General features: G+C 72.9%; 19 protein-coding genes. 10 read left to right on the top strand and 9 right to left on the bottom strand.

The genetic code is table 11. The features are described 5' to 3' along the window. A partial coding sequence (locus E1165_RS28920) for a hypothetical protein (protein WP_165945194.1) occupies positions 1 to 277 on the bottom strand: 277 nt, incomplete at its 3' end. A gap of 489 nt (positions 278 to 766) precedes the next feature. Between E1165_RS28920 and pdhA the strand changes: the two genes are divergently transcribed. From pdhA to E1165_RS11400, 6 genes are all read left to right on the top strand, one after another. Further along, on the top strand, positions 767 to 1,945 hold the full coding sequence (gene pdhA / locus E1165_RS11420) for a pyruvate dehydrogenase (acetyl-transferring) E1 component subunit alpha (protein WP_132390557.1): 1,179 nt from the start codon (positions 767 to 769) through the stop codon (positions 1,943 to 1,945). Continuing rightward, positions 1,945 to 2,934: an alpha-ketoacid dehydrogenase subunit beta gene (locus E1165_RS11415; protein WP_132390555.1), complete on the top strand. Its 990-nt coding sequence runs from the start codon at positions 1,945 to 1,947 to the stop codon at positions 2,932 to 2,934. Before pdhA ends, E1165_RS11415 begins: the two co-directional genes overlap by 1 nt. A gap of 5 nt (positions 2,935 to 2,939) precedes the next feature. Continuing rightward, entirely contained in the window at positions 2,940 to 4,397 is a 1,458-nt protein-coding gene (locus tag E1165_RS11410) for a dihydrolipoamide acetyltransferase family protein (protein WP_132390553.1), read from the top strand. Between the two features lie 218 nt (positions 4,398 to 4,615). Then, positions 4,616 to 4,753, top strand: coding sequence for a hypothetical protein (locus tag E1165_RS28915; RefSeq protein ID WP_165945193.1), 138 nt, complete (start codon positions 4,616 to 4,618; stop codon positions 4,751 to 4,753). 350 nt (positions 4,754 to 5,103) lie between these two features. Continuing rightward, complete coding sequence (locus tag E1165_RS11405; protein WP_132390551.1) at positions 5,104 to 8,043, top strand: hypothetical protein; 2,940 nt, start codon at positions 5,104 to 5,106, stop codon at positions 8,041 to 8,043. A gap of 179 nt (positions 8,044 to 8,222) precedes the next feature. Continuing rightward, positions 8,223 to 10,055 (top strand): NHL domain-containing thioredoxin family protein, encoded by a 1,833-nt coding sequence (locus E1165_RS11400; protein WP_132390549.1) that lies wholly within the window; start codon positions 8,223 to 8,225, stop codon positions 10,053 to 10,055. 57 nt (positions 10,056 to 10,112) lie between these two features. On the opposite strand, the gene E1165_RS11395 is transcribed toward E1165_RS11400, so the two are convergent. Genes E1165_RS11395 through E1165_RS11385 form a run of 3 tightly spaced genes read right to left on the bottom strand, consistent with a single transcriptional unit; the run spans position 10,113 to position 12,302 of the window. Next, the gene (locus tag E1165_RS11395) at positions 10,113 to 10,862 is read right to left on the bottom strand and encodes a LamB/YcsF family protein (RefSeq protein WP_132390547.1); all 750 of its coding nucleotides are present in this window, start codon (positions 10,860 to 10,862) and stop codon (positions 10,113 to 10,115) included. Then, positions 10,846 to 11,694: a biotin-dependent carboxyltransferase family protein gene (locus tag E1165_RS11390; RefSeq protein ID WP_132390545.1), complete on the bottom strand. Its 849-nt coding sequence runs from the start codon at positions 11,692 to 11,694 to the stop codon at positions 10,846 to 10,848. Before E1165_RS11390 ends, E1165_RS11395 begins: the two co-directional genes overlap by 17 nt. Next, positions 11,691 to 12,302: an allophanate hydrolase subunit 1 gene (locus E1165_RS11385; RefSeq protein ID WP_132390543.1), complete on the bottom strand. Its 612-nt coding sequence runs from the start codon at positions 12,300 to 12,302 to the stop codon at positions 11,691 to 11,693. The genes E1165_RS11390 and E1165_RS11385 overlap by 4 nt, the downstream gene beginning before the upstream one ends. Before the next feature lie 107 nt (positions 12,303 to 12,409). Between E1165_RS11385 and E1165_RS11380 the strand changes: the two genes are divergently transcribed. Then, positions 12,410 to 13,087, top strand: a complete 678-nt coding sequence (locus E1165_RS11380; RefSeq protein WP_132390541.1) for a hemolysin III family protein — start codon at positions 12,410 to 12,412, stop codon at positions 13,085 to 13,087. Between the two features lie 25 nt (positions 13,088 to 13,112). Here E1165_RS11380 and E1165_RS11375 read toward each other — a convergent pair whose 3' ends face one another. Continuing rightward, positions 13,113 to 13,400, bottom strand: coding sequence for a DUF6458 family protein (locus E1165_RS11375; protein ID WP_132390539.1), 288 nt, complete (start codon positions 13,398 to 13,400; stop codon positions 13,113 to 13,115). Between the two features lie 117 nt (positions 13,401 to 13,517). On the opposite strand from E1165_RS11375, the gene E1165_RS11370 reads away from it, so the two are divergent. Further along, complete coding sequence (locus E1165_RS11370) at positions 13,518 to 14,054, top strand: histidine phosphatase family protein (RefSeq protein WP_132390537.1); 537 nt, start codon at positions 13,518 to 13,520, stop codon at positions 14,052 to 14,054. A 37-nt stretch (positions 14,055 to 14,091) separates the two neighbouring features. On the opposite strand, the gene E1165_RS11365 is transcribed toward E1165_RS11370, so the two are convergent. The 4 genes from E1165_RS11365 to E1165_RS11350 all read right to left on the bottom strand — a co-directional run bounded on the left by E1165_RS11365 (position 14,092) and on the right by E1165_RS11350 (position 18,530). Then, positions 14,092 to 14,361, bottom strand: coding sequence for a DUF6458 family protein (locus E1165_RS11365; RefSeq protein WP_132390535.1), 270 nt, complete (start codon positions 14,359 to 14,361; stop codon positions 14,092 to 14,094). 301 nt (positions 14,362 to 14,662) lie between these two features. Continuing rightward, positions 14,663 to 16,519: an acyl-CoA dehydrogenase gene (locus E1165_RS11360; RefSeq protein WP_132390533.1), complete on the bottom strand. Its 1,857-nt coding sequence runs from the start codon at positions 16,517 to 16,519 to the stop codon at positions 14,663 to 14,665. A 156-nt stretch (positions 16,520 to 16,675) separates the two neighbouring features. Further along, positions 16,676 to 17,803: a PP2C family protein-serine/threonine phosphatase gene (locus tag E1165_RS11355; RefSeq protein ID WP_132390531.1), complete on the bottom strand. Its 1,128-nt coding sequence runs from the start codon at positions 17,801 to 17,803 to the stop codon at positions 16,676 to 16,678. A gap of 88 nt (positions 17,804 to 17,891) precedes the next feature. Further along, positions 17,892 to 18,530 carry a septal ring lytic transglycosylase RlpA family protein gene (locus tag E1165_RS11350; RefSeq protein ID WP_132390529.1) on the bottom strand — a complete coding sequence of 213 codons (639 nt, stop codon included), beginning with the start codon at positions 18,528 to 18,530 and terminating at the stop codon, positions 17,892 to 17,894. A 184-nt stretch (positions 18,531 to 18,714) separates the two neighbouring features. Between E1165_RS11350 and E1165_RS11345 the strand changes: the two genes are divergently transcribed. Together E1165_RS11345 and E1165_RS11340 are read left to right on the top strand one after the other, a co-directional pair. Beyond that, positions 18,715 to 19,263 carry a phosphoribosyltransferase gene (locus E1165_RS11345; protein WP_132390561.1) on the top strand — a complete coding sequence of 183 codons (549 nt, stop codon included), beginning with the start codon at positions 18,715 to 18,717 and terminating at the stop codon, positions 19,261 to 19,263. 57 nt (positions 19,264 to 19,320) lie between these two features. Then, the gene (locus E1165_RS11340; RefSeq protein WP_132390527.1) at positions 19,321 to 19,752 is read left to right on the top strand and encodes an ASCH domain-containing protein; all 432 of its coding nucleotides are present in this window, start codon (positions 19,321 to 19,323) and stop codon (positions 19,750 to 19,752) included. Positions 19,753 to 19,758: the final 6 nt, after the last annotated feature.

Here is a 19,758-nt window from a genome sequence, read left to right as displayed (position 1 = left end):
GTGGGACCACCACCGGGCCTTCGGAGGGGGTGGGCAGGAAGGGGATGCTGCCGTCGGGTCCTGCGCTACTGCCCACGGTGGCGGAGCCGGTGCTGAGCGCGGCGAGGATGGGCATCGAGGCGACGCCGGCGAGTAGGGCGACGGTGAAGAGGTAACCCCGGCCGGGCTTGCCCGCGGCGGGGGCGCGGTGGGCGCCGACCATCCGGCGGTAACCGCCGCCGCCGGCCCTGTGCCGCCCGAGGAGCGGGGCGGGTGGACCGTCACCTGGCTCGGACACGGTGCGCTCCTTCGTCGACCAGTGAGCTGTGGACGCCGGAGGGCGCTAAACGGACAAAGCCCTACAAAAACCTCAACCGGCACCAGTCAGCTTGGACCAGTGACGGTCAGTTCACCAGCCGCCACAGCGTGTCGACACACAAATTGTCCGTCGCCGTGAATCTTCCATCGGAAAAAACGCTCATTCGTCGCCAACCAGACGGAAGCCGACTGGCCGAGAGGGCCATACTGTGGGCCCGCTCACCTCCTCTGACATCATTCAGGCACGACGGCAACGCAGCCGCGACCTCCGCGCACCCCGCGGTAGGCGCGGCTCGGCGCCGGCGCTCCCGAACCGGGTTCCTCCCCGAATCCGGCTCACCGCCGCGCGGCAACCCTCACCGGGGCTAGGCGCGGCCGCCAGGACCAGCCCGGCACCGGCCGGGCCGGCGCACGATTTGCGCGGACGGGTCACCCCCGGCGCCGACGCAGACACGACAGGGAGAGACGGATGGCAAAGGGCGACCCCGGGGTCACCACCCGCGGCCGGCGGGCCGCACCCCGCTCCAAGCGAGCCACCCGCACCGACGGGCCGGAACTCGTACAGCTGCTCACCCCCGACGGTGAGCGGATCGAGAGCGCGACCGGCCCGGACGGGACCGAGTACCGCGTCGACTTCACCGACGAGCAGTACCGCGGGCTCTACCGCGACCTCGTCCTGGTCCGCAGGCTCGACGCCGAGGCCACCGCGCTCCAGCGGCAGGGCGAACTGGGCCTGTGGGCCAGCCTGCTCGGCCAGGAGGCGGCCCAGGTGGGCTCCGGCCGCGCGCTGCGCGCCCAGGACATGGCCTTCCCGACCTACCGAGAGCACGGCGTGCTCTACTGCCGGGGCATCGACCCGATCATGCCGCTCGGCCTGTTCCGCGGCGTCGACCAGGGCGGTTGGGACCCGAACGAGTTCAAGTTCAACATGTACACGATCGTGATCGGGGCACAGACCCTGCACGCGACCGGGTACGCCATGGGCGTCCACATGGACGGCAAGACCGGCACCGAGGACGGCGAGGCGGTGATCGCCTACTTCGGCGACGGCGCCACCAGCCAGGGTGACGTCAACGAGGCGTTCGTCTGGGCCAGCGTCTTCAACGCCCCACTGGTCTTCTTCTGCCAGAACAACCAGTACGCCATCTCCGAGCCGCTGGAGCGGCAGACCCGCGTCCCGCTCTACCAGCGTGCCGGCGGCTTCGGCTTTCCCGGCGTACGGGTCGACGGCAACGACGTGCTCGCGTCGTACGCGGTGACCCGGCACGCGCTGGACAACGCCCGGCTCGGCCAGGGCCCCAGCCTGATCGAGGCGTACACCTACCGGATGGGGGCGCACACCACCTCCGACGACCCGACCCGCTACCGGATCGCCAGCGAGGTCGAGGCCTGGCAGGCCAAGGACCCGATCGCCCGGATGAAGGCGTTCCTGACCAGGCAGCAGATCGCCGACGAGTCGTTCTTCGCCGAGGTCGACGAGCAGGCCCGCGCCGAGTCGGTGCACCTGCGCGAGCGGGTGCTCGCCATGCCCGACCCGGAGCCGGTGACCATGTTCGACCACGTCTACCCGCACGGGTCACCGGAACTCGACGCCCAGCGGGCGCAGTTCACGACGTACCTGGAGTCGTTCGAGGGGAGCGCGCACTGATGGCCACGGAGACCCTCACCCTCGGCAAGGCCCTCAACACCGGCCTGCGCAAGGCCCTGGAGAACGACCCGAAGGTCGTCATCATGGGCGAGGACGTCGGCAAGCTCGGCGGTGTCTTCCGGATCACCGACGGGCTCCAGAAGGACTTCGGCGACCAGCGGGTGATCGACACACCGCTGGCCGAGTCCGGGATCATCGGCACCGCGGTCGGCCTGGCCATCCGGGGCTTCCGGCCGGTCTGCGAGATCCAGTTCGACGGCTTCGTCTACCCGGCATACGACCAGATCGTGTCGCAGGTGGCGAAGATGCACTACCGCTCGCAGGGCAAGGTCCGGATCCCGATGGTGATCCGCATCCCCTACGGCGGGGGCATCGGCGCGGTCGAGCACCACTCGGAGTCGCCGGAGGCGTACTTCGCGCACACCGCTGGCCTCAAGGTGGTGACCTGCGCCAACCCGCAGGACGCGTACGTGATGATCCAGCAGGCCATCGCCTCGGACGACCCGGTGGTCTTCCTGGAGCCGAAACGGCGCTACTGGGAGAAGGGGCCGGTCGACCTGGACGCCCCGCTGTCGGCGGCGTACCCGCTGCACGCCTCCCGGGTCGTCCGGCCGGGCACCGACGCCACCGTGCTGGCGTACGGCCCGATGGTGCGGACCTGCCTGGACGCGGCGACCGCCGCCGCCGAGGACGGCCGGGAGCTGGAGGTCATCGACCTGCGTTCGCTCTCCCCGCTCGACCTGGGCCCGGCGTACGAGTCGGTGCGGCGCACCGGCCGCTGCGTGGTCGTCCACGAGGCCCCGGGCAACCTGGGTCTGGGCTCGGAGGTCGCGGCCCGGATCACCGAGGAGTGCTTCTACTCCCTGGAGTCCCCGGTGCTGCGTGTCACCGGCTACGACACCCCCTACCCGGCCGCCCGGGTGGAGGAGGAGTACCTGCCCGACCTCGACCGGGTGCTCGACGCCGTCGACCGCGCCCACGGCTGGTGAGCGGCATGTCGCGGATCAAGGAGTTCAGCCTCCCCGACCTGGGTGAGGGCCTGACCGAGGGCGAGATTCTCGCCTGGCTGGTCAAGGTGGGCGACGTCATCGAACTGAACCAGCCGATCGTCGAGGTGGAGACGGCCAAGGCAGCCGTCGAGATCCCGGCGAAGTGGGCCGGCCAGGTGCAGGCGATCTTCCACCCGGAGGGCGCCACGGTCGAGGTCGGCACGCCGATCATCGCGATCGACACCGACCCGGGGGCCGGCCCGGTCGAGGCGGCCGTCCCGGCCCCGCCGACAGCGGTCGAGGCGGCCCCGGCGGAGGACGCGATTGAGGCCGGTCTGACCGGTGGCCCCGCCCCGGGTGGGCGTACCGCCGTGCTGGTCGGCTACGGCCCGCGGACCACCGCGGCCAAGCGGCGTCCGCGCAAGGGCGCGGTCCCGGCCCAGGCGTCGGCCCCGGTCGCGGCTCCCGCACCGGTCGCCCCGGCCACAGCGGCTCCGGCCACAGCGGCTCCGGCCTCACGGGTTCCGGCGGCCACAGCGGCTCCGGCGGCCGACGGCAACGGTCGCGCCGGTGGGCTGGTGCTGGCCAAGCCACCGGTACGTAAGCTCGCCAAGGATCTCGGCGTCGACCTGGCCGGGCTGACCGGGTCGGGGCCGCTGGGGTCGATCACCCGGGAGGACGTACAGCGGGCGGCGTCGGCCCCGGCGGTGGCCGAGCCGCTGATGGTCACCGCGCCGGTCACCGCCGGCGCGAGTTTCGGCCCGGACCGCGAGCGGCGCATCCCGGTCAAGGGGGTGCGCAAGCTCACCGCCGAGAACATGTCCCGTTCGGCGTTCACCGCACCGCACGTCACGGAGTTCCTGACCGTCGACGTGACGCGGGCGATGAAGGCCCTGGACCGACTCCGGGCCCGACGGGAGTGGCGGGACGTCCGTGTCTCGCCGCTGCTGCTGGTCGCCAAGGCGGTGCTGCTGGGGGTCGGGCGCCATCCGATGGTCAACTCGTCCTGGGCCGGCGACGAGATCGTGGTGAAGGACTACGTCAACCTCGGCATCGCGGCGGCGACCCAGCGGGGGCTGATCGTGCCGAACATCAAGGACGCCGGCCGGCTCTCGTTGCGCGAGTTGGCGGACGCGCTGACCGACCTGGTGCAGACGGCCAAGGCGGGGAGGACCTCCCCGGCGGACATGTCCGGCGGCACGTTGACGATCACCAACGTCGGCGTGTTCGGAGTGGACACCGGTACGCCGATCCTGCCCCCGGGTGAGTCGGCGATCCTCGCCTTCGGCGCGGTCCGCGAGATGCCGTGGGTGCACAAGGGCAAGGTGAAGCCGCGCCAGGTCACCACGCTCGGTCTCTCCTTCGACCACCGGATCATCGACGGCGAGTTGGGTTCGAAGTTCCTCCGTGACGTCGGGGACTTCCTCACCGATCCGGAGGCGGCGTTGCTCGCCTGGACCTGACGGTTCACCACGGCCACGGCCGGTGTGCGCAGGGTGAACGCCCGGCACACCGGCCGTGACCGTTTGCCGAAAGAAACCTCTGGTGAGCCGCCCCGCGAACCTACGATCCTTAATCAGGTGGCTCAGCTCACCTAATAATCGATGGAAGTCGGCCGCAATCTGCGCTTCAATGGAGACATCAGGGGCTGACAACCGAATAGCCGGAGGAGAGAGTCACCATGAGCATGATCGAGCGCATCCGAACCCGCCGCGACGCCCACCGCCGCGCCCGCGCGATCGAGCACGCGCTTCGTTCCGCCAACTCGCCCGCGGTGCGCGAGGAGATCCTCGCGATCGCCCAGCGTCACATGAGCTGACGCCGGCACCGACTTTCCTCACCTCCTCCAGATCGACGACCCGCCCGGGCCCCGGGCGGGTCGTCGGCGTTCCAGGCCCCCGAGACCGGGATTCCACCTCGACCGGACGACCGGTACGGTGGGGCACGGTCGCCGCCCGCCGACTCCCCCAGACGAGACGGATCCGGAGCAGAGCCGATCGCCATCGTCCGGCGACGGTGGGTGACGGCCGGTGCTCCCCGGGCGCTCCGCGCGGCCACCGGATACGGTGCGGGGAGCCCGCACGGCCGATCCGCCGGCGACACCGGCGAGTCAGCCGTCCGGACCCGGACGGCATCGGCGGGCCGACATGTGATGGAGGAGGCGCACCCATGACGTCCGAGGGCCAGCACCGCCCCGGCCAGGAGCCGGACGAGGTGCCACCGGGCGCCGCTGGACCGGCGCCGTACGGCGACCGACAAGCACAGCCGGCATACGGCAACCCCGCCGCACCGGATCTGGGCTGGGCCCCACCGCCACCCACCGGTCGGCCGGAGCAGCCCCCGACCTGGGCCGCCCCACCGGACCAGCCCCCGACCTGGGCCGCCCCGGTGCCGGCATCGGGCGACCCCGGGCAGCCCGGCGGCTGGGCGCCGAACGGCGGCCCGCAGCCCGTCTGGGGGGCCCAACCGGAGCAGCCGGCAGCCCCGAACGCGGCACCGCAGCCCGCCTGGGCCGTCCAGGCCGAGCAGCAGAACGCCTGGGCCGCCGCGCCCGCCGCCGGCCAGGCCACACCCGCTTCGGTCGGGCGGGCACAGCACGAGCAGGCCGCCCCGGCGTGGACGCCGCCCGAGAGCGGCGCCCGTGGCGCCGCCCGGGTGCCGCAGCCCGCCGGGCAGCCGAACGACGGCTGGCCGGCGCAGGCCGATCCGAACGGCTCGGCCGGCTGGAACACCGCGCCGGCCCCACAGCAGCCGGCCACCAACGGCTGGCCCGCCGCCGCGCCGCAGGACGACCCGGCCCGCTCCGGCGGCTGGCCCGCGCCATCCACCCAGGACGATCCCGGCCACTCCGGCGGTTGGCAGGCCGGCGGCCGGGAGCAGAACGGCCCCGCCGACTGGAACGACCCGCCGCAGCAGAGCGACGTCAGCAACTCCGGTGGCTGGAACGACCCGCAGCAGAGCGACGTCAGCAACTCCGGTGGCTGGAACGCCCCGCAGCAGAGCGACGCGGGCGACTCCGCACAGTGGAACCCCCCTCCCACTCCCGAAGACGCTCCCCGGACCACCGGGCGGGCCTCAGTGCCCGTACCGCCCCAACAGGACGCTCCCGCGTGGGCCCAGGCCGACAACGGCACCCGCGGCGTGGCCCAGGCGCAACAGGCCGATTCGCCGGCCGCCGCCGGCTGGGGCGAGGACGACCCGGCCCGTTCCGGCGGCTGGAACGCCGGGGCGCAGCAGGACCAGGGCACGAACAACAGCTGGAGCAGCACGCCGCAGCAGGCCGAACGGGCACCGCAGCCGTGGGCGCCGGCCGAGGAGCCGGCACCGGCCCGTTGGGACGCGGGTGAGGCGCAGCAGCAGGCCAACAGCTGGGGCACCGCTGCCGTCCCCGGCCCGGATGACCAGCCCCAGGACGCCCGACCCACGCCGGACGAGCCGGCGCGTACCGGCTCATGGGGTGCTCCCTCCGTGCCGCAGCAGGACGACCGGCCGCAGCCGGGTGGCTGGACGCCGCCGGAACAGCCCGCCCGGGCGACCGCCTCGATGGCGGCTCCGGACGGCCCGCCCGCCTGGGGCGCCGACCTGCCGGTGGTGCCGGACGCCGACCCGTGGGCCCCGGGCGAGGCGTGGGGCCGCGCCGAGGCGGGGGCCGCGCAGCCGCCGGCCGAGGATGCCTGGGAGCCGCAGCGCGCCGACAGTGGCCCGATCTACCAGCCGGGCCCGGCGCCCGGCATCTCGCCGGCGAACAAGGTGCCGCTGCCCCCGCAGGAGCAGCGGGTTCCCGGGGCGAGCCTGGCCGCCGCGCCGCCCGCCGACTACGTGCCGCCGACCCCGTTCGGTGGCCCTGCCGAGCAGCCGTCCTTCGGGATGCCCGGACGGGAGGGCTCCCCTGGCGGCTGGGCAGTGAACCCTCCGCAGTCACCGGCCTCCTCCGGCGGCTGGGCAGCGGACCCCCCGCAGTCACCGGCCGGTCCGGCGGTGCCCGCCCCGCGGACCTCTCCGGAGGCCGAGGGGGCCGGGCGGGCCGCCGTACCGGCAGCCGACGGCGCGGACGGCGGCGCCGTCGGTCGCGCGTCGGCGAGCGCCTCGGTGCCGATGGCCAGCCGGGTGGTGCCCCCGACCGACCAGGCCCTGCCCGCGAGTGGCACCGCCGCCCCGCAGCCCAGGGTGTACGGCCGGCCGACCCGCCCAGAGCACACCGACGCACAGGCGGAGGAGCCCGGCGGCCACCAGCCCGCGCCCGAGCCGCGCTTCGACGACCAGGACCGGACGCGCTTCGACGGCCAGTCGCACTTCGACGAGCCGGAGCGGCCGGGCGGCCCGTACGCCTTCGGCGGTGAGGCGCCCTCGTCGGCCCCGCCCACCTCCCCGGCCGCGCCGCCAGCGTTCCCGGGCGCCATCCCGGCGTTCCCGGACCCGAGCAGCAACACCCGGCCGATGAACGGAACCCGGCCGCACGGTCCGGGTGAGCGCCCGGTGGAGCCGTTCGGCGCACCGTCCGACCCGGCCGTCACAGGTCCGGCGCCGGTGCCCGGGTACGGCCACCCCGCGCACGATCCGGCGCACGGCGGCGCGCCGTCGCCGTTCGCCCCGGCGACCCAGCAGTTCCCCCAGGCCGGCCAGTCGCCGTTCCCGCCCGCCGGCCAGCAGTTCCCGCCAGCGGGGCAGCAGCCCTTCCCGCCGGCTGGCCAGTCCGGCCCGGGCGGTTGGCCGCAGGACCCGGAGCCGGATCAGGGGCGCTTCAACGCCTTCAAGCCGGAGGCGGAGCCCAAGGCGGAGCAGCCGGCGCCGAAAGTCCGCAACGGCAGGGTGCTGGCCATCGTGCTGATCGCGGCAATACTGATCCTGGCGGTGCCGCTGGGTCTGCTCATGCTGCTCGGCAAGATCGGCGGGAACGGCGCCAAGCCGGTCGGCTTCAACCCGGCCGTCGGTTCCTGCGTGAAGAGGTCGGGCAGCGGCGCGACGGCGGCGAACTGCGGCGAACCGGACGCGTTCACCGTGGTGTCGAGGGTCGACAACAAGGACAAGTGCACCGACCCGACCCAGCCGCACGTGGTGCTGAAGGGCAACGCGACGAACCCGGTGCTCTGCCTCAAGAAGGCCTCCTGACACCACGCGACGAACGGCGGGGCCACGGATGATCCGTGGCCCCGCCGACGTTTCTGCGAGGAGTCAGGACCGGGGTGCCGTGGTGAGCTTCGGAAGTCGCCTGTGCGGCGATGGCGCGCACACCGCTGCGTCCGCCCGGTCGCGGCGACGGGGAACCACTGATGCGGCACGATGGGGTCATGAGCGCACGAGTACGGGCACCAGAACTGCGCGGCCGGGCCTGGCTGAACACTGGCGGGAGATCCCTCCAACTGGCCGACCTGCGGGGACGGATAGCGATTCTCGACTTCTGGACCTTCTGCTGCATCAACTGCCTGCACGTGCTCGACGAGTTGCGCCCGCTGGAGGAGAAGTACGCCGACGTGCTCGTCGTGATCGGCGTGCACTCGCCGAAGTTCGAGCACGAGAAGGACGCCGCCGCGCTGGCCGCCGCCGTCGAGCGGTACGGGGTGCACCACCCCGTGCTGGACGACCCCGAGCTGGACATGTGGCAGCAGTACGCGGCGAAGGCCTGGCCGACTCTCGCGGTGGTCGACCCGGAGGGGTACGTGGTGGCCACCATGGCCGGCGAGGGGCACGCCGAGGGCCTGGCCCGGCTGATCGACGACCTGATCGCCACCCACGAGGTGAAGGGCACCCTGCACCGCGGCGACGGCCCGTACGTGCCGCCGGCGGAGCCGGAGACGACACTGCGGTTCCCCGGCAAGGCGGTGGTGCTCGACGGCGGCAACCTGCTGGTCTCCGACTCGGCCCGGCACTCGCTGGTGGAGTTGGCCCCCGACGGCGAGCAGGTGCTGCGACGGATCGGCTCCGGCGCCCGGGGCCGCGCCGACGGGCCGGCCGGTACCGCGTCCTTCGCCGAGCCGCAGGGAATCTGCCTGCTCCCGGCGCACACCGCCGAGATCGCCGGGTACGACCTGCTCGTCGCGGACACCGTCAACCACCTGCTGCGCGGCCTACGGCTGGCGACCGGCGAGGTGGTGACCGTCGCCGGTACCGGCCGGCAGTGGCGCGGCACGGTCGACGACCACTCCCACGACGCGCTCTCCGTCGACCTCTCCTCCCCCTGGGACCTGGCCTGGTACGACGACCGGGTGGTGGTCGCGATGGCCGGGATCCACCAGCTCTGGTGGTTCGATCCGGTGAAGCGCACCGCCGGCGTGTACGCCGGCACCACGGTGGAGGCGCTGCGGGACGGTCCGCTAACCGAGGCGTGGCTGGCGCAGCCCTCGGGGCTGTCGGTCTCGGCCGACGGCAGCCGGCTGTGGATCGCCGACAGCGAGACCAGCGCACTGCGGTACGTACAGAACGGGGTGATGGGCACGGCGGTGGGGCAGGGGCTGTTCGACTTCGGCCACGTCGACGGTCCGGCGGGCCGGGCGCTGCTCCAGCACCCGCTCGGGGTGCTCGCGCTGCCGGACGACTCGGTGCTGGTCGCGGACACCTACAACGGCGCGGTACGCCGCTTCGACCCGGCGACCGGTCAGGTCACCACGGTGGCCGACGGGCTGGCCGAGCCGAGCGACCTGGTGCTGACCGCCGAGGGCGGCGTACTGGTGGTCGAGTCGGCCGCGCACCGGCTGACCCGGCTGGCCCCGGGGGCGCTCTCCGCGGCCGGGGCGAACACGGTGGACGGTCCCCGGCACCGGCTGGAACGCCGGCCGACCGACGTGGCGGCCGGTGAGGTCGTCCTCGATGTGGTGTTCACGCCCGCGCCCGGGCAGAAGCTGGACGACACGTACGGCCCGTCGACCCGGCTGGTGGTCTCGGCGTCCCCGCCGGACCTGCTGCTGGAGGGGGCCGGGACGAGCACCGACCTGTCCCGCCGGTTGGTGGTCAACGGCGCGGTGGCGCAGGGTGTGCTCCAGGTGACCGCCCAGGCGGCCACCTGCGACGTGGACGTCGAGCACGCCGCCTGTCACCTGACCCGGCAGGACTGGGGCGTACCGGTGCGGGTGGTCGAGGGCGGCGCGGCGCGGGTGCCCCTGGTGCTGCGCGGCATGGACGTCTGACCCCGCACCGGCCGGGGCGGCGACGGCCGGCCGGTGGGGCATCACCCGGACGTCCGGTCAGGCGAACGGTTTCGGGGTCACCCCGGCGTCGACCAGCGCGCCGCGCACCAGCGCCGCCGCGGCTACCGCGCCCGGGCTGTCGCCGTGCAGGCAGATCGAGGCGACCTGGCAGGGGATCACGCTGCCGTCGACCGCGACGATGGTGTGCTCGGTGGCCATCCGGACGGCCCGGGCGGCCACCTGCTCCGGGTCGGTGACCAGCGCGCCGGGCGCGGTGCGGGGCACCAGCGCGCCGTTGGGCAGGTAGTTGCGGTCGGCGAAGCCCTCCGCGACCACCGGCAGGCCGGCCCCGGCGGCGAGTTGGGCGAGGGTCGAGCCGGGCGCGCAGAGGATCGGCAGTTCGTGGTCGTATCCGCTGACGGCGGCGACGAGGGCGGCGGCCTGGGATTCGTCCACGGCGGCGGCGTGGTAGAGCGCGCCGTGCGGCTTCAGGTAGCGGACCCGGGTACGGAACAACCGGCAGAACGCGTCGAGGGCCCCGAGCTGGTAGGTCACCTCGTCGCGCAGGTCGGCGAAGGCGTACTCGATGCGGCGACGGCCGAAGCCGGCGAGGTCGCGGTACCCGACCTGGGCGCCGACCGCGACGCCGCGTTCGGCGGCGGCGGCGCACACCCGGTGCATGGTGGACGGGTCGCCGCCGTGGAAGCCGCAGGCGACGTTGGCGGAGGTGACCAGGTCCAGCAGCGCCTCGTCGTCGCCGAGTCGCCAGATGCCGAATCCCTCGCCGAGGTCAGCGTTGAGGTCCATGGAACGTCACCGTAGTGCCTGGCCGGGCCTGGGCCAGCCCTGTCACGTCGTCCACCACCCCGATGACGGGGTAGCCACCGGTGGTGGGGTGGTCGGCCAGGAAGATCAGCGGTTGGCCGTCGGCGGGCACCTGCACCGCGCCGAGCACGACACCCTCGCTGGGCAGTTCCCCGGCGACCGCGCGGGGCAGCGGCGCGCCGGCCAGGCGGGCGCCGACCCGGTTCCCCACCGGGCTGACCGTGTACGGCGTGTGCAGCAGCCGGTCGAGGGCGTCGGCGGTGAACCAGTCGGCGCGTGGCCCGGGGCGCAGGGTCAGCCGTAGTTCCGCGGGCACCGCCGGAACGACGGTGTGGTCCACCGGTGGGGGATGGCCGGGCCACGGGCCGATCGGGAGGCGGTCGCCGTCGCGTACCGGAGGCGGGCCGAGGCCGGAGAGGGTGTCGGTGGCGCGACTGCCGAGCACCGGCGTGACGGCGATCCCGCCGCCGACCGCGAGCCAGTCGCGCAACCCGGTGCGGGGCGGGCCGATCCGCAGCACCGCTCCGGCCGGCACCGACAGCGGCCGGCCGACGTCACCCGGTCGCCGGTCGATCCGCACCTCGGTGTCCGCTCCGGTGAGTGCGACGGTGGCGGCCCGGGTGAACCGCAGTTCCGCACCGCCGAGGGTGATCTCCAGCCCGGCGGCGGTGGGCGGGTTGCCGACCAGCCGGTTCGCCAGCGCCAGCGCCGACGGGTCCAAGGCTCCCGACCGGGGTACGCCGAGGTGCGCGTACCCGGGTCGGCCGAGGTCCTGGACGGTGGTGGCCGAACCGGCCCGGAGCACCTCGATCATGCCGGCACCAACCGGACGCGGGTGCCGGGGGTGAGCGTGGCGGGCGGGTCGGCGGCGACGTCGAACAGGGTCAGTCCGGTGCGGCCGACGAGCAGCCAACCGCCGGGTGAGGCGGTGGGGTAGATCCCGGCGTACGGCCCGGCGAGCGCCACGGACCCGGCGGGCACCCGGGGGCGGGGGCTGGGCAGCCGGGGCACCGACCACTGCTGCGGCAGGCCGGTGAGGTACGCGAACCCGGGCGCGAAGCCGCAGAACGCCACCCGGAAGGCGGTGTCCGTCAGCCGGGCGACGACCTCCGGCACGTCCACCGCCCAGTGGGCGGCGACGCGGGGCAGATCCTCCCCGTCGTACACCACGGGCACCTCGACGGTGCGGACGGCGGCCGTGGTGGGGGCCGGACGCGGTGTCCATCCGGCGATCCGGGCGGCGGTGGCGTCCGTGTCGGGTACGCCGTCGAGGAGCACTGTCGCGGCGGCTGGGACGATCTCCACGGCGTGCAGTTCACCGGCCTCCCGGCGGCGCCACAGCTCGGCGCGCCAGGCCTCCACCTGGCCGGGGTCGGCGCAGTCCAGCAGCAGGGCGTGCCGGCCGACGGGTCGGATCCGCATGTGGCCATACTCCCCGATCGATGCGGTGTCCAGGACCGGCTAACCTGGGGCGGATGGTGACCAGCGGCACTACCCATAAGTAACCTACGGTGTCGTAACCTTTTCTCGTGACCACCTCCGCACGTATCCGCCTCAAGCCGGTCGACATCGGCAAGCCCCGGATGCGCGGCTGGCTGCACACGTACGCGTTCTTCGTCGCGCTCGTCTGCGGGGTCGTGCTCTGCTCCGTCGCGGCCGTCCGCCCCGGCTGGGCACCGCTGGTGAGCTGCCTGATCTACAGCCTGACCGTCTGCGGCCTCTTCGGCACCAGCGCCCTCTACCACCGCCGGGTGTGGTCGGAGCGGGGCTACCAGATCATGCGCCGCCTGGACCACTCGATGATCTTCGTGTTCATCGCCGGCACCTACACCCCGTTCTGCGCGCTGCTGCTGGACCGCCGGATGGCCACCCTCATGCTGAGCCTGGTCTGGGGCGGGGCGCTGGCCGGCGTGGCGCTGAAGACGGTCTGGCCGCACGCGCCGCGCTGGGTGTCCGCCCCGCTCTACCTGGCTCTCGGCTGGGTCTCGGTGGTGATGCTGCCGGAGATCCTCCACGAGGGCGGGGTGACGGCCCTGGTGCTGCTCGCGGTCGGCGGAGCCATCTACAGCGTCGGTGCGGTCTTCTACGCGCTACGCAGGCCGAACCCGTGGCCCACCGTCTTCGGCCACCACGAGTTCTTCCACGCCTGCACCCTGCTGGCCGCCGTCTGTCACCACATCGCGATCTACTTCGCGCTCTTCGCCTGACCGCCGAGGCCGGCCCCGGCCGGCCTCAGGCCGGGTAGCCCGGACGCCGGACCTCGCGGTACTCCTCCCGGACCACCCGGTCGTCCTGCACCGGGACGACCCGGTCGGCCACGACGCGGCCCTGGCGTACCGGGGTGGCGACGACGGTGCGGCGGCGGTTCCAGAAGTGCAGGGTGATCAGCAGGCCGACCACGCCGGTGAGCATCAGCACCCAGCCGACCACGTTGACGTTGAGCCATCCCAGGTTGGCGTCGACGGCGAACGCGAAGATCGCGCCGATCGCGATGAGGAAGATGCCGGCACCGATGCCCATGACGTCGCCTCCTTGGCTGTCCACTGGCGTTTCCGCCCGCCGCGAGCACTCGTACGAGCTGACGGCACCCATCGACTTACCCAGGCGGCTCGATCGCCAATCAGGCAAGCTGTGCCCATGACGGACAGCAGGGGAGGAACCCGGTCGCTGGTGCTGCTCAGGCATGCCAAGGCCGAGAATCCCGGAACCGGCCCGGACATGGATCGCCGGCTGACCGCGCGCGGACACGCCGACGCGGCCGCCGCCGGGGCCTGGCTGGCTCGGCACCGGCTCCTGCCGGACGTGGTGCTCTGCTCGGCGGCCCGACGCACCCGGCAGACCTGGCACGACGTGGCGCTGGGCATGACCGGGTCCCCGCCGGAGGGTGGGCCGGCGGGGACATTCCCGGTGGTGCGCTACGAGACCGCCGCGTACGAGGCACAGCCGGAGGACCTGGTCGAGCTGATCCGGTCGGTCGACCCGGCCGCCGCCACGGTGCTGCTGGTGGCCCACAATCCGGGCATCTCGCTACTCAGCGCGCTGCTGGACCCGCAGCGGGCCGATCCGGACGGTCTGCGTACCACCGATCTCGTGGTGCACCGCCCGGCCACCTCCTGGCGCGATCTGGCCGTCGACGGCGCCGAGATCACCCACCGCCACACCGCCCGAGGCTGACCACCGCGCTGCCCGCCCAGCCTCCTCGTGCCGGGCGTCAGGAGGGTGGCGCGGTGGGAGGCGGTGGGTCCGGTGGCGGGGGCATCATCGCGGTCGGGTGGGACAGCCGATTCTCCTCCACGATGAGCGTGCGGGCCCGCTTGCGCCGGTCCTGCCAGAACCACAGCGTGGTGAGCAGGACGGCGAGCCCGGCCAGGATGAACACCCAGCCGACCGCGCGCAGGTCCAGCCACCAGACGTTGGCCCGGATGGCGAAGGTCATGATCGCGCCGAGCGCGATGAGAAAGATGGCGCTGCCAATGCCCATGTGCGCTGCACTCCCCCGTGCGGTGGCCCTTGGGCGTGCCGGTGTCGTGATCCGAGGGCCTCGCGGGCCCCTCCCGTGGTCTGGCGTGGTTACCCCGTAGACGGTCCACCTACCGACTCCGACCCGGCAAATCCGCCCGGTGCCCACGCTTCCCAGCCCACGGATTCGACTTCGCGGCATCTTGTGCTCTCCGAGGCCGGACAGCACAAGATGCCGCATGTGGTGACGCGAGCGGCCGGCGCGCAGTACGCGCGCCGGCCGCCGCTGTCAGGGTCGAATCAGACTGATCACCCGGAAGGGATCAGAACGCCTCCTCCGGGAGGTCCATGATGTCCAGGTCGGTGCCCTCGATGATCCGCCGGTCGGCGCCGATGCGGGGCAGCACCTCGCGGGCGAAGAACCTGGCGGCGGCCACCTTGCCGGTGTAGAACGCCTTGTCGGCCGCGGAGACGTCGCCGGCCAGCGCCTTGAGCGCCACGTCGGCCTGCTTCTGCAGCAGCCAGCCGACGATCAGGTCACCGACGGCGAGCAGGAAGCGACGGCTGCTCAGGCCCACCTTGTAGAGACTGCGGACCTCGCCACCCTGGGCCTCGCCCAGCCAGCCGGTCATCACGCCGAGGATGTTCTGGACTTCGGCGAGCGCCTTGCCCAGCGCCTGCCGCTCCTCCTTGAGCTGGCCGTTGCCGCCCTCGGTGGTGATGAGCTCCTGGATCTCCCCGGCGACCGCCATCAGGGCCTTGCCGTTGTCCCGGACGATCTTGCGGAAGATCAGGTCGAGGCTCTGGATCGCCGTGGTGCCCTCGTACAGGGTGTCGATCTTAGCGTCCCGGACGTACTGCTCCAGCGGGTAGTCCTGGAGGAAGCCGGAACCCCCGAAGGTCTGCAGCGACTCGTGGCCCAGCAGCTCGTAGGCACGCTCCGAGCCGACGCCCTTGACCAGCGGCAATAGGAAGTCGTTGACCCGCTTGGCCAGCTTGAGGGCCTTCTCGTCGCCGGCCGCCTCGGCCATCGCGACCTTGTCCTGCCAACTGGCGGTGTAGCAGACCAGGGCCCGAAGGCCCTCGGCGTACGACTTCTGCAGCATCAGCGACCGGCGTACGTCCGGGTGGTGGGTGATGGTGACCCGCGGGGCGGTCTTGTCGGCCTGCTGGATCAGGTCGGCGCCCTGCACCCGGTTCTTCGCGTACTCCAGGGCGTTCAGGTAGCCGGTGGAGAGGGTGGCGATCGCCTTGGTGCCGACCATCATCCGGGCGTACTCGATGATCATGAACATCTGCCGGATGCCGTCGTGCTTCTCACCCAGCAGCCAGCCCTTGGCCGGCACGCCGTGCTCGCCGAAGGTCACCTCGCAGGTGTTGGAGACCTTCAGGCCCATCTTGTGCTCGACGTTGGTGGCGTAGACGCCGTTCCGCTCGCCCAGCTCGCCGGTGTTCTCGTCGAAGTGGTACTTCGGCACCACGAAGAGCGACAGGCCCTTGGTGCCCGGGCCGCCGACGCCCTCGACGCCGACCGGACGGGCCAGCACGTAGTGCACGATGTTGTCGCTCAGGTCGTGCTCGCCGGAGGTGATGAAGCGCTTCACGCCCTCGATGTGCCAGGATCCGTCCGGCTGCGGGATCGCGCGGGTACGACCGGCGCCCACGTCGGAGCCGGCGTCCGGCTCGGTGAGCACCATGGTGGAGCCCCACTGCCTGTCGATGAAGAGCCTGGCCCACTTCTTCTGCTGCTCGGTGCCCTCGACGTGCAGCACGTGCGCGAAGGACGGGCCGGAGGCGTACATCCAGATCGGCGCGTTGGCGCCGAGCACCATCTCGGCGAGGGACCACCACAGGGCGCGCGGCGCGTTGGTGCCGCCGAGGGAGTCGGGCAGGTCGAGCCGCCAGAACTCGGAGTCCATGAACGCCCGGAAGGACTTCTTGAACGACTCGGGCAGCGGCGCGGTGTGCGTAGCGGGATCGAAGACCGGCGGGTTGCGGTCGCTGTCCGTGTAGCTGGCCGCGAGGTCCTCGCGGGCCAGGCGGTCGACCTCGGAGAGGAAGCTGCGGGCGGTGTCGACGTCCAGGTCCGTGTACGGTTCCTGGCCGAACGTCCGGTCCGCCCCGAAGACCTCGAACAGGTTGAACTCGAGGTCCCGAAGGTTGCTCTTGTAGTGGGTCATGCTCGCTGGCCCCCGCTTCCGGACAGGTGTTACCGATCAGTAACCCCGACTGTATTACCCGCCGGTAGGCAACGACAAGCCGATCCCGGAAGTGACAGCGATTACACACCCGGCGTTCGTCCGCCATCCAGCCGAGCATCCCCTGACGTCCTCGGGTCAGGACTCGGTGGCCCCCACCTCCCAGCTGGGTACCGGCACGCTGGCGCCGGTACGCGGACCGGTGTACTCCATGAGGACCAGGGCGATGTCGTCGTCCAGCCGGCCGTGCACCCACTCCACCAGGGCCGTCTCCAGCGAGGCCAGGCCATCGCCGACCGTGCCGTGCCCGAGCAGCCGCCAGGCCCGGTCGGCGGTCGGGAAGAACTCGCCGTCCCGGCGGGCCTCACCGAGCCCGTCGGTGAACAGCAGCAACCGGTCACCGGGTTCCAGCCGCTCCACCCGGGGCCGCACCATCGGCATGAAACCGAGCGGCGGGGCGGGCGCGGGCGGCTCCAGCGGGATCACCGCGCCGCGACGCAGCAGCAGGGGCGACGGGTGACCACAGTTGACGATGGTCAGCGTCCCCCCGCGCTCCTCGACCACGGCCGCGGTGACGAAGTCCTCGTCGCCCACGCTGCGCGCCACCGCCCGGTCCAGGTCGGCCACCACCGCGCGCAGGTCCGCCCGCTCGTGCGCGACGTGCCGGTACGAGCCGAGCACGATGCTCGCCAACCGAACCGCGTCCAGCCCCTTGCCCCGAACGTCCCCGATGATCATCCGGACGCCGTACGGGGTGTCGATCGCCTCGTACAGGTCGCCACCGATCGCGGCGGTGGCGGTCGACGAGATGTAGCGGGCTGCCACCGCCAGCGTGCCCACCTGGGGGCCGAGGGGACGCAGCACCGCCTGCTGGGCCACCGCCGCGAGCCGGGACAACTCGACGATCTGCTCGGCCTGGCGCTGCCGCAGCGAAGCCACGCCGGCCGCGACGGCGCCGGACACGGCGATCCCGCCGAGACCGGCCCCGGTCACCATCGAGGAGCCGGGCTCGGCCATCGCGAAGCTCCCACCGATCAGCAGCGCCACCACCACCACCCCGAGCACCGCCCGCCAGGAGGCGAACGCGGCGGCCAGCACGGGCGCGGCCACCATCAGCGGGAGGTAACGCACCTGCCGGCCGTCGGCGATCTCCATCGCGGCGACGATCGCGAGCAGGCCGAGGGCCGCGCCGACACCGGCGCGGGCTCCGGGGCTCAGCGGGCCACGACCCGACTGGAGGACATGCGTGCGTACGACAGACAGCATGCCTGATGGACGGTGCCCGGTGAATGAACCTGACCCCATGTCCGAGAGTGTTCCGCCTGTCCGGACGGGCACGGTGAGCCGACCGCCGTCAGCCGAGCACCTCGTACCGCACGGTCAGCTCACCGAGGTCGACCGAGGCGATCGCCGCGAAGGCCGCCCTGGACAGGTCGAGGCAGCGGCCCTCGACGAACGGCCCGCGGTCGTTGATCCGGACGGTCACCGACCTGCCGTTGGCGGGGTTGGTGACCCGGACCCTGGTGTTGAACGGCAGGGTCTTGTGCGCGGCGGTCATCGCGCTCGGGTCGAAGCTCTCGCCGTTGGCGGTCATCTGCCCCTCGTCGTAGAAGGACGCGCCACAGGTGCCGCTGGAGATGACGGTGCTCTTCGGAGCAGCCTTCCTCGTCGTCGCGCTCGGCCTGGGCGCGGCGGTGCGGGGCCTGCTCCGGGAGGCCGCCTGGGCCCGGGACGCCTTGGGGCTGGCGGTCACCGTCGGCGAGGGACTGGCGCTCGGCGAGGCGCTGGCGCTCGGGCTCGGCGAGGTGGTGGTCGCGCTGGGGTGGACGACGCTGGGCACCGGGTCGGCGACGGCGGGGGCCGGGGCCTCACCGGAGGTCAGCTGGACGGCGCCGACGGTGCCGCCGACGGCGAGCACGACGCCGACGGCCGCGGTGGCCGCGAGGCCGGCCGGCGAGGAGAACATTCGGGTACGGGAGTGTTTACCAGCCACCGGCCCGTCCTTTCCTGAGCTGAACAAAGCGGGTCGGACCGTAACGAGAGAAGCACTTCCGAAGTCAACGTGATCATGACGTTATGGTGGCAATTGCAGTGATACGTCTGGCCGATCATCCGAGGTCCGCCCCGCCGGACGGGCCATAATGCCACCGATGGCATTCACCAACCAGGATGGGCCGATGGCCATTGACCTGCCCGGACGTCTCGCCGAGCTGTTTCGTTGGGTGGACCCGGGGCCCGGCAGCAGCCACCTGGTCAGCGACACCTCCGGCTGGTGGCGGGATCCGCAGGTGCTGGCCGCGCTCGGGCCGGCCCTGGTCGCGCCGTTCCGGGACGCACGACCGACCGTCGTGGTCGCGCCGGCGGTCACCGGACTCATGCTCGGTCCACTCGCGGCCAGCGCGCTCGACGTCGGCTTCGTCCCGGTACACAAACCGGGTGACGGCCGGTTGCCGAGCGGGCCGCTCACCTGGGCGCGGAGTCCGCCGGACTTCCGGGGCCGTCGCGTCGACCTGATGGTCCGGGACCACCTGATCAACCCGGACGACCGGGTGCTCATGGTGGACGACTGGGTGGCCACCGGCGCGCAGGCGCACGCCGTACGGCAGATCTGCGCCAGCCGGGGTGCCCACTGGGTGGGTGCCGCCGCGATCGTCGTGGACTGCTCACCCGAGGTGGCCCACGAGCTGGGCCTGCACGGCCTGCTCGACTCCGGTCACCTGACCTGAGCACCTGCCGTCGGAGGAGCGACGACCCGATGCCGCCCGTTCGGTAATCTCGGCAGGATGTGGCCTCGGATCGGTGGACTCCGCGCCCTCGCCCTCGGCACTCCGGGTGAGTTGCGCGCCAGACTCAACACGCTGGTGCTGGCCGGGGTGAAGACGGCCACCGCCGGTCTGCTCACCGAGTACGCCGAGGAGCGCGAGGAACTGGAGCACGTCGGCGAGCGGCTGGCCCTGGTCGACGACCACGACCGGCTGGTCGGGGTCGTAGAGGTCACCGGAATCGAGATCGTCGGCTTCGCCGACGTCGGATGGGAGTTCGCCCGGGCCGAAGGAGAGGGCGACCGCTCGATCGGGGAGTGGCGGGAGGGGCACGCCGCCTACTGGGCGCGCATCGGCACCCCCGTCGCCGACGACACCGCGGTCGTCTGTCTGCGGTTCCGGCTGGTCTCCGCCGGCGATGGCGGCATCACCACCGGAGACCTCGGCACCTGAGCCGCC

The organism is Micromonospora sp. KC723, assembly GCF_004348595.1.
Taxonomy (GTDB): Bacteria; Actinomycetota; Actinomycetes; order Mycobacteriales; family Micromonosporaceae; genus Micromonospora.
This window is presented reverse-complemented; position numbering and strand designations above follow the sequence as displayed.